Annotated in this window: 8 protein-coding genes and 1 pseudogene; 3 read left to right on the top strand and 6 right to left on the bottom strand. The window is 70.5% G+C overall.

Translation table 11 applies throughout. From position 1 onward, the window contains the following. Nucleotides 1–295 precede the first annotated feature (295 nt). From ACLEQD_RS33165 to ACLEQD_RS33150, 4 genes and pseudogenes are all read right to left on the bottom strand, one after another. On the bottom strand, nt 296–622 hold the full coding sequence (locus tag ACLEQD_RS33165; protein ID WP_410389540.1) for a hypothetical protein: 327 nt from the start codon (nt 620–622) through the stop codon (nt 296–298). Continuing rightward, nucleotides 547–960 (bottom strand): class I SAM-dependent methyltransferase, encoded by a 414-nt coding sequence (locus tag ACLEQD_RS33160; RefSeq protein ID WP_410389538.1) that lies wholly within the window; start codon nt 958–960, stop codon nt 547–549. The genes ACLEQD_RS33165 and ACLEQD_RS33160 overlap by 76 nt, the downstream gene beginning before the upstream one ends. Nucleotides 961–996: 36 nt before the next feature. After that, nucleotides 997–3,140, bottom strand: a pseudogene (gene glgX / locus ACLEQD_RS33155) (glycogen debranching protein GlgX). Nucleotides 3,141–3,278: 138 nt separating this feature from the next. Continuing rightward, complete coding sequence (locus ACLEQD_RS33150; protein WP_410389536.1) at nt 3,279–4,547, bottom strand: hypothetical protein; 1,269 nt, start codon at nt 4,545–4,547, stop codon at nt 3,279–3,281. 243 nt (nt 4,548–4,790) lie between these two features. On the opposite strand from ACLEQD_RS33150, the gene ACLEQD_RS33145 reads away from it, so the two are divergent. Then, nucleotides 4,791–5,003: a hypothetical protein gene (locus ACLEQD_RS33145; RefSeq protein WP_410389534.1), complete on the top strand. Its 213-nt coding sequence runs from the start codon at nt 4,791–4,793 to the stop codon at nt 5,001–5,003. A 193-nt stretch (nt 5,004–5,196) separates the two neighbouring features. Here ACLEQD_RS33145 and ACLEQD_RS33140 read toward each other — a convergent pair whose 3' ends face one another. After that, nucleotides 5,197–5,772 carry a hypothetical protein gene (locus ACLEQD_RS33140; protein ID WP_410389532.1) on the bottom strand — a complete coding sequence of 192 codons (576 nt, stop codon included), beginning with the start codon at nt 5,770–5,772 and terminating at the stop codon, nt 5,197–5,199. A 305-nt stretch (nt 5,773–6,077) separates the two neighbouring features. Between ACLEQD_RS33140 and ACLEQD_RS33135 the strand changes: the two genes are divergently transcribed. Together ACLEQD_RS33135 and ACLEQD_RS33130 are read left to right on the top strand one after the other, a co-directional pair. Next, nucleotides 6,078–6,353, top strand: a complete 276-nt coding sequence (locus ACLEQD_RS33135; protein WP_410389530.1) for a hypothetical protein — start codon at nt 6,078–6,080, stop codon at nt 6,351–6,353. Further along, complete coding sequence (locus ACLEQD_RS33130; protein ID WP_410389528.1) at nt 6,340–6,639, top strand: hypothetical protein; 300 nt, start codon at nt 6,340–6,342, stop codon at nt 6,637–6,639. Before ACLEQD_RS33135 ends, ACLEQD_RS33130 begins: the two co-directional genes overlap by 14 nt. Nucleotides 6,640–6,694: 55 nt before the next feature. Here the strand turns inward: ACLEQD_RS33130 and ACLEQD_RS33125 are convergent, their stop codons facing one another. Beyond that, entirely contained in the window at nt 6,695–7,024 is a 330-nt protein-coding gene (locus tag ACLEQD_RS33125; protein ID WP_410389526.1) for a hypothetical protein, read from the bottom strand. Between the last annotated feature and the right edge of the window lie 124 nt (nt 7,025–7,148).

Raw genomic sequence — 7,148 nt, 5'->3', positions numbered from 1 at the left:
GCCGAGGGCTTCTGGCTCCGCGATTTGTTAGAGAACTTCTGGCGACCTACTTAGTTCGTGTGTTTGCCCAGCAAAGGGCAGCCATGCGCGCCTCACGGTGGCGCACGACCGGTACGGCCTTCAATCGCGGCAGGAACACCCGGCGGTGATGGCCGTGAGGAACGTCCGAATCCCATGCCCCGGCGCAGAGCGCCCCCGCGTGGAACCGGACGCCTCGGGACAACCCCGTGCGCCCCCTGAAGTTCGCCGACGGGGCCACAGGACGCGGACGCGCTGGAATCCTGACGGCGCTTCTTCAGTCCCGCGTCACGTACCACCAGCCGAACCACATGGTGCGCTCCTCCGCGAGCAGCTCCCAGCCGGGCGCGTGCAGGTAGAAGTCCGTGCGCAGCCCGGCGAGGTCCAGCGCGCGCGCCGTCTCCACCGCGCTCCACAGGTGCAGCGTCACGTCCGTGTCCGCCGTGCGCACCCTGCGCGTGGCCTCCTCGTGCGCCTCCAGGCCCTGACGGCGCTCCAGCACCGTGAACAACATCCGGCCGCCCGGCTTCAGCGCGCGGCCCAGGTGGCCCAGCACGCGCGGCAGGTCGTCACAGAAGTCCAGGCAGCCGATGGCCAGCGCCACGTCGAAGAGGCCCAGGTCCGCCGGCACCGGGTCCAGGTAGCTGTGCACGCGCCACGTGCCCGACGGCCGCGCGCGCTCGCCAGCTCCAGCATCTCCGGCGCCACGTCCAGGCCCACCACGTCCACGGACGCGTCCAGCCCTCGCGTGTGCAGCGCCGGGCCGCAGCCCACGTCCAGCACGCGCACGTCCGGCTTCACCACGCCCGCGAGGAAGCGCTCCACTCGGTCGCCGTAGCGATGCAGGGACGGGTAGAGCACCTCGTAGGCGGAGGCGATCTCCCCGTACACCTTCGCGACGGCGGCCTCGTCACCCCTGCCGCCGTCTCCCTCACCCTCCATACGGTGCGCTCCTGCTCAACAAGCGCGGGCACCGTATCACGGCGTGTTGTTGCTCCCCGGCTTGCGGAACACCGCCAGCGACCGCCCGGCCATCTCGAACTTCCCGGGCTTCATCTCCTCGCCGCCGCGCTGGTCGTCCGCCGTGTACAGCTCCAGCCGCCACGCGCCGCCCTCGCCCGGCGGCGGCACCGTGAAGGGCACCGGCTCATGGTGCGCGTTGAGCAGCACCAGCAGGGAATCGCCGCTGACGCGCTGGCCGCGCTCGTCCGGCGTGGGGATGGCGTCGCCGCCCAGCAGGAACGCCAGCGACCGCACGAAGGGCTTCTGCCAGTCCTCCGCGCCCATCTCCGTGCCGTCGGGCCGGAACCACGCCAGGTCCTTGTGCTCGGAGTCCCACAGGTGCTCGCCCTGGAAGAAGCGGCGGCGCTGGAGCACCGGCTGCCGTGGCGGAACTGGATGAGCTTGCGCGTGAACTCCAGGAGGTCCAGGCGCGTCGTGTCCAGGTTCCAGTCCACCCACGACAGCTCGTTGTCCTGGCAGTAGGCGTTGTTGTTGCCCCGCTGCGTGCGGCCCATCTCGTCGCCCGCGACAATCATGGGCACGCCGGTGGACAGGAACAGCGACGCCAGCAGGTTGCGCTTCTGGCGCTCGCGCAGGGAGATGATGTGCTTGTCGTCCGTCTCCCCCTCCACGCCGCAGTTCCACGCCTGGTTGTCATCCGCGCCGTCGCGGTTGTGCTCGCCGTTGGCCTCGTTGTGCTTGCTGCTGTACGTGACCAGGTCGTGCAGCGTGAAGCCGTCGTGCGCGGTGACGAAGTTGATGGACGTCTGCGGCCTGCGGCGCGCCGCCGCGAACAGGTCCGTGCTGCCCGTGAGCCGGTAGCCCACCTCCGCGGCCTGGTTCTCGTCGCCCTTCCAGTACTTGCGCAGGGCGTCCCGGTACTTGCCGTTCCACTCGTGCCACGGCGACGGGAAGCCGCCCACCTGGTAGCCGCCCAGCCCCACGTCCCACGGCTCCGCGATGAGCTTCACGCGGCCCAGGACGGGGTCCTGGTTGATGATCTGGAAGATGGGCGCGTTCGGGTCGTAGCCGCCCTGGCCCGAGCGGCCCAGCACCGTGGCCAGGTCGAAGCGGAACCCGTCCACGTGCATCTCCTCCACCCAGTAGCGCAGCGAGTCCACGATGAAGCGCGCCGTCTGCGGGTTGGAGGCGTTGAGGCTGTTGCCGCACCCGGTGAAGTCCAGGTAGTGCCGCGGCTCCGGCATGGTCCAGTAGTACGACGCGTTGTCGATGCCCTTGAACGACAGCGTGGGCCCCAGGTGGTTGCCCTCGCACGTGTGGTTGTAGACCACGTCGAGGATGACCTCGATGCCCGCCGCGTGCAGCGCCTTCACCATCGCCTTGAACTCGGCCACCGCGCCGCCCGGCCTCTTGCGGCTGGCGTAGCGCGGCTCCGGGGAGAAGTAGTTCAGCGTGCTGTAGCCCCAGAAGTTCGACAGGCCCTTGTCGTTGAGGAACGAGTCGTCCGCGAACGCGTGCACCGGCAACAGCTCCACCGCGGTGATGCCCAGCTTCTGCAGGTGCTCGATGATGACCGGCGAGCCCAGGCCCGCGTACGTGCCGCGCTGGTGCTCCGGCACGCCCGGGTGGCGCATGGTGAGGCCGCGCACGTGCGCCTCGTAGATGACCGTCTTGCGCCACGGGATGTCCAGGCGCCGGTCGTTGCCCCAGTCGAAGAAGTCGCTCACCACCACGCCCTTGGGCATGCCGGCCGCGCTGTCGCGCTCGTCGCGCATCAGGTCCTTCTTCGGGTGCTCCAGGGGGTAGCCGAACACCGGCTGCTTCCAGTCCACCTCGCCGTGCAGCGCCTTGGCGTAGGGGTCCACCAGCAGCTTGTGCGGGTTGCAGCGGTGCCCCTTCTCCGGCTCGTAGGGCCCGTGCACGCGCAGGCCGTACAGCGTCCCGGGCTCCAGGTCCGGCACGTAGCCGTGCCAGACGAACTCCGTGCTCATCGGCAAATCGAAGCGTTCAATCTCCTTCGCCGGGTTCGCCCGGTCGAAGAGACACACCTCCACGCGCGTGGCCACCTGCGAATAGACCGCGAAGTTGGTGCCCGAGCCGTCGAAGGTCGCGCCACGCGGCCAGGGCTTGCCCGGCCAGATTTCCCGCTTGCTGCTCATGCGTCTCACTCGATTCCGTGGGAAAGGTGCCCGCGCAAGGTGGGTGCGACCGTGCTGTGAGGCAAGACGTCCGGGTGCGCTGACTGTCCACCGGGCGGCGCTCTGGCAAGTGGTAGGGGCCGCAACGACCTCGCGGGGTCAGGCGGCGACGGCGTGGTCCAGCGAGCGCCAGGTGCCCAGGGCCCAGTCCTGCTCGTCCGGATCATCGAAGCTGACGACGCAGAGGGCGCGGCGGTTTCCGGAGCGGCACAGGGCCGTCAGCCGGCACTCGCCGGGGCCCATGTGCAGGGACGCGCGGCCGCTGACGCGGGCGCCGTGGTGCTCCAGCTCCAGGGCGCGGCGCTCGGGGCTGGTGGGCGCGAGGCTGTCCTCCACGGAGTCCTCCAGCGGCAGCACGCGCACGGTGCGGCGGTGGTCTCGGGCCACCCAGCTGCCGTCGCCCAGGCGCGTCTCGGCCAGGGAGCCGGGGATGCGGATCTCCCAGCCCTCGGGGAGCGCCACCTGCACGGAGCCCCGCCGGTAGCCCATCGAAGGCCCGACGCCGGGCGACTCCAGGGCCCGGCGGTGCACCTCCTCCGCGACCGTCCCGCCCATGCCCAGGTAGCCGAGCACCTCCTGCCACTCGCGCCACGGGTAGGGGAGCGTGGGGTCCTCGCGCCACGCCTGCTCCAGCAGCCGGGCCACGTCGCGCAGGCGCTGGCGCTCCTCCTCCAAGAGCGGCGAGCGCCAGACGACGTCCGTCCACAGGCGGCACAGGGCGCGCGTGAAGCGCTCGCGCGCGTCCACGCCGGGGCTCCACCAGGGGAACACGTCCGTGCCCTGCCGCGGGTCCTCGTGCACGGCGCGCAGCCAGCGCTCGTCGCGGGGGCCCAGCGGCGTGAGCAGCGCGCCGGGGTGCTGGAAGGTGTGGCCGAAGCGCATGGACAACCCGAAGCCGGAGTTGCCCAGGCTGCGCATGCGCAGCACCTGCCCCACGGAGTGCTGGAGCCACCCCAGGAAGTGCTCTTCAATCGGGCCCGCGTCGCCGGTGTGGAAGTAGCCCGTGGCGTCGCCCACGCCCACGTCCTCGTCGGGCGGCGCCCAGTTGATGCCGTGCAGGTCGCCCAGGTGCTTGAGCAGGTCCACCAGGTAGCGGTGGTAGCCGGGGCCCACGGCGCTGGTCTCCGCGGACACGACGATGCGCTCCTGGGTCGCCGCGAGCAGCGACACCTCCGGCGCGGCCGGGTGCAGGCGCAGGCGCAGCACGGGGGCTCCCTGGGGGCCGTCCTCGATGCGGCTGCCCTCCAGCACCCCGTCCGCCACCTGCTGGACCCAGGCCTCCACGCGCTGGAGCCAGGGCAGGGGCGCCTCCGGGGGGGCGAACAGCGGGTCGCTTGCTCCTCGTCGGCCTGCCAGCAACAGCTTCATGCGGTGGATGCTCTCGGTTCGGGTGCGCGCTGCCTGGACCTCTTTGGATAAGCCCCCGGTCGTTCCCTGTCATCCAGGAGCCACGCATTCCGGAGGCCGGAGGGCATGCGGGCAGGGGAGCGCCTGGTGGTGACCGCCACGGCCGCGAAGGATGCCAGCGAGCACCCCGCCGGGCCCCCTTCCTGGCGGCATGCGGAAACCCCCCGGCCGACCCACCCTGAAGGGGGAAAGGAGGCGTTCGTCATGAGCAAGAAGGACGTGCTGCACATTCCCCTGGAGGAGTTGCCTCCCGCGCCGGCGCGCGAAGCGGGGACGGAGGACGAGGGCCGTGAACATCACACGCCGTCCACCTTCGACCCGGGCGGTGGCCCCGGCAATGGCCCGGGTGACAACGGGAGCCCGCGCATCATCGAACCGGTGGGCCAGCCCTGGTCGCCGGGCGTCAAGGTGACCTGAGCCTCCAGGCTCCGTGGTCTCCAGGACCCCGCTGACGCCGCCCGGGCGTCGGCGGGGTCTTGTCGTTCGCGCGGGGTTCGTGCGCCAGGCCTGGCGCTGGAAACAAAAGCAGCGCCCGCGACCGGTGAGGGTCACGGGCGCTGCTGGAAGTCACCGCGCCGCCGTGGGTGTCACGGCGGAGGGGTGGGCGGGCCTAGCGCGTGGTGCCGTTGGGCGACATCGTGCCCGTGGCGTCCGGCGTCGGCGTGGTCATGTCGCCCTGGGCGCCGGAGCTGTTCGGGTCCAGCGTGGAGTCGTTGGGCAGGGTGCTGTCGTCCGGGATGGCGCTGTCGTCCGTGGACGTGCCGGAGCCGCCCGTGCCCGGCTCGGTCATCTCGCCGTCGTGCACGCCCGGCTCGGCCTCGCCGGTGCCCGCGCCGCCGGTGCCCGGATCCATGCTGCTGTCGTCGGTGGAGGGCGGCTGCGCGGTGTCATCCGTCGTGCCTGAGCCGCCGGTACTCATGTCCGAGGGAGGCATCGTCGAGTCCTGCGACGTGCCGCCCGTGTCGTAGCCGGAGCCGCCACTGCTGGGCGGCGGTGTGGTGGTGGTGCCGGAGCCGGAGGTGTCCATGCCGGTACCGCTGGAGTCCGTGGGCATGGTGGAGTCGGAGGCCGGCGTGGGTTCCGTGCCGCGCGTCGCGGATTGATCCGACTTACAGCCCGTGCCGAGCGCGAGCGCACCCGCGAGAACCGCCGCCACCGTCAGCTGGGTCTTCAGGAACTTCTTCATGTGGATTCCCCCGATAGGAGTCTGACTGCTTGAAAGGTCCTGGCTTTCTGCAGGACCGAAGGTGAGCAGGCCCCCCGGTGTGTGCAGGGGCGGCTCATCCGCCTGCCTGCTCGGGGAACGGCGGGGGCGGGCGGAGGGGGAGGCTTGCGCGGGCCGGGCTTGCCCCAGAAGCGGAGGCAGTGTCCAAAGGCGAAGCGTCCGGGTGGGATGGAAGCTTGGTGGGAGTAGGTCAGGTTCCCACTGGAGTTGAGTCCCACAGCCAGGTAACTTCGCATCGTCGATTGATGCTTCGAGGGGAAAGCAAAATGAGCACGAACTCGGACGTGCCGCTCCAGACCGTCAGGCCGGATAGCAAGGGGCGGGTGACCCTGGGCGCGCTGGCTGCTGGCGTAAGCAGCTACACCATCGAAGAGGGCAAGGACGGCACCCTGATTCTGCATCCGCACGTGGAGATCCCCGCCAAGGAGGCCTGGATCTTCAAGAACCGGAAGGCTCTGGCTTCAGTCAAGAAGGGGTTGGAGCAGTCAGCTCGAGGCGAAGTGAAGGAGCTCGGAAGCTTCGCCGCGTATGCCGACGAATAAGCTCCTTTTCACCAGGGAGGCAGAGTCCAACCTCGCGGCTTTGGAGGCGGATAAAGGCCTGGCAAAGCGGCTCAAGGCCGTGAAGAAGACGCTAGGTCTGATGGAGATGGATCTTCGCCATCGCAGCCTTCAGACCCGCAAGTACGACTCCCTGGCGGGCAAGGATGGCGAAGAAGTGTTCGAGGCATATGCCGAGAACAAAACGCCGGGCGCGTACAGGGTTTTCTGGCACTACGGCCCAGGCAAGAACGTCGTGACGATTATCGCGATTACCCCTCACCCCTGATGAAAGACGCCGAGCTCCTCACCGCATGAGGGGCTGGCCGGAGGCCGCCAGCGCTTCACGGCCCCATGGGGTTCCGGGTCACGTCGCCGCCACCGGGCGACGTCACGGAGTTGCTGGACGTGTTGCTGTCCGGCGACAGCGTGGTGGGCTGGGAGCCCGTGATTCCCGGGGGCGTGAGGCCGGTGGCGGGCGGCAGCACCACCCCCATGCTGGACGTCGTGCCCGTCGGAGTGCCTGGCGTCACGGTGCTGTTGGAGGCGCCCGGCAGCAGGGTGCCGGGCGTGGTCGTGGCGGGTGGCATCAGCGCGCCCGTGGTGGCGGTGGAGCCCGTCGAACCCGCCACGGTGCCGCTGGTGCCAGGGAGCACCGCGCCGGTGGCCGTCACGGTGGTGCTGGTGCCGGCGCCACCACCGTGCCGCTGCCCGTCACGGTGGTGCTGGTGCCGGGGCCAGGCGGCAGGGCGCTGGGGGCGGTGCCGGAGACGAACGGCTGGGCGCTGTAGGGCTGCG

The sequence above is a fragment of the Corallococcus sp. 4LFB genome (assembly GCF_046520365.1).
GTDB lineage: Bacteria > Myxococcota > Myxococcia > Myxococcales > Myxococcaceae > Corallococcus > Corallococcus caeni.
Note: the sequence above shows the minus strand (reverse complement) of the source record. Positions and strands in the feature narration are given on the sequence as shown.

Bases quoted from the DNA above. Each gene is read 5' to 3' on its own strand.
- ACLEQD_RS33140 (WP_410389532.1), bottom strand. From the start codon at position 5,772: ATGAAGAAGTTCCTGAAGACCCAGCTGACGGTGGCGGCGGTTCTCGCG.
- ACLEQD_RS33160 (WP_410389538.1), bottom strand. From the start codon at position 960: ATGGAGGGTGAGGGAGACGGCGGCAGGGGTGACGAGGCCGCCGTCGCG.
- ACLEQD_RS33135 (WP_410389530.1), top strand. From the start codon at position 6,078: ATGAGCACGAACTCGGACGTGCCGCTCCAGACCGTCAGGCCGGATAGC.
- ACLEQD_RS33145 (WP_410389534.1), top strand. From the start codon at position 4,791: ATGAGCAAGAAGGACGTGCTGCACATTCCCCTGGAGGAGTTGCCTCCC.
- ACLEQD_RS33130 (WP_410389528.1), top strand. From the start codon at position 6,340: ATGCCGACGAATAAGCTCCTTTTCACCAGGGAGGCAGAGTCCAACCTC.
- ACLEQD_RS33150 (WP_410389536.1), bottom strand. From the start codon at position 4,547: ATGAAGCTGTTGCTGGCAGGCCGACGAGGAGCAAGCGACCCGCTGTTC.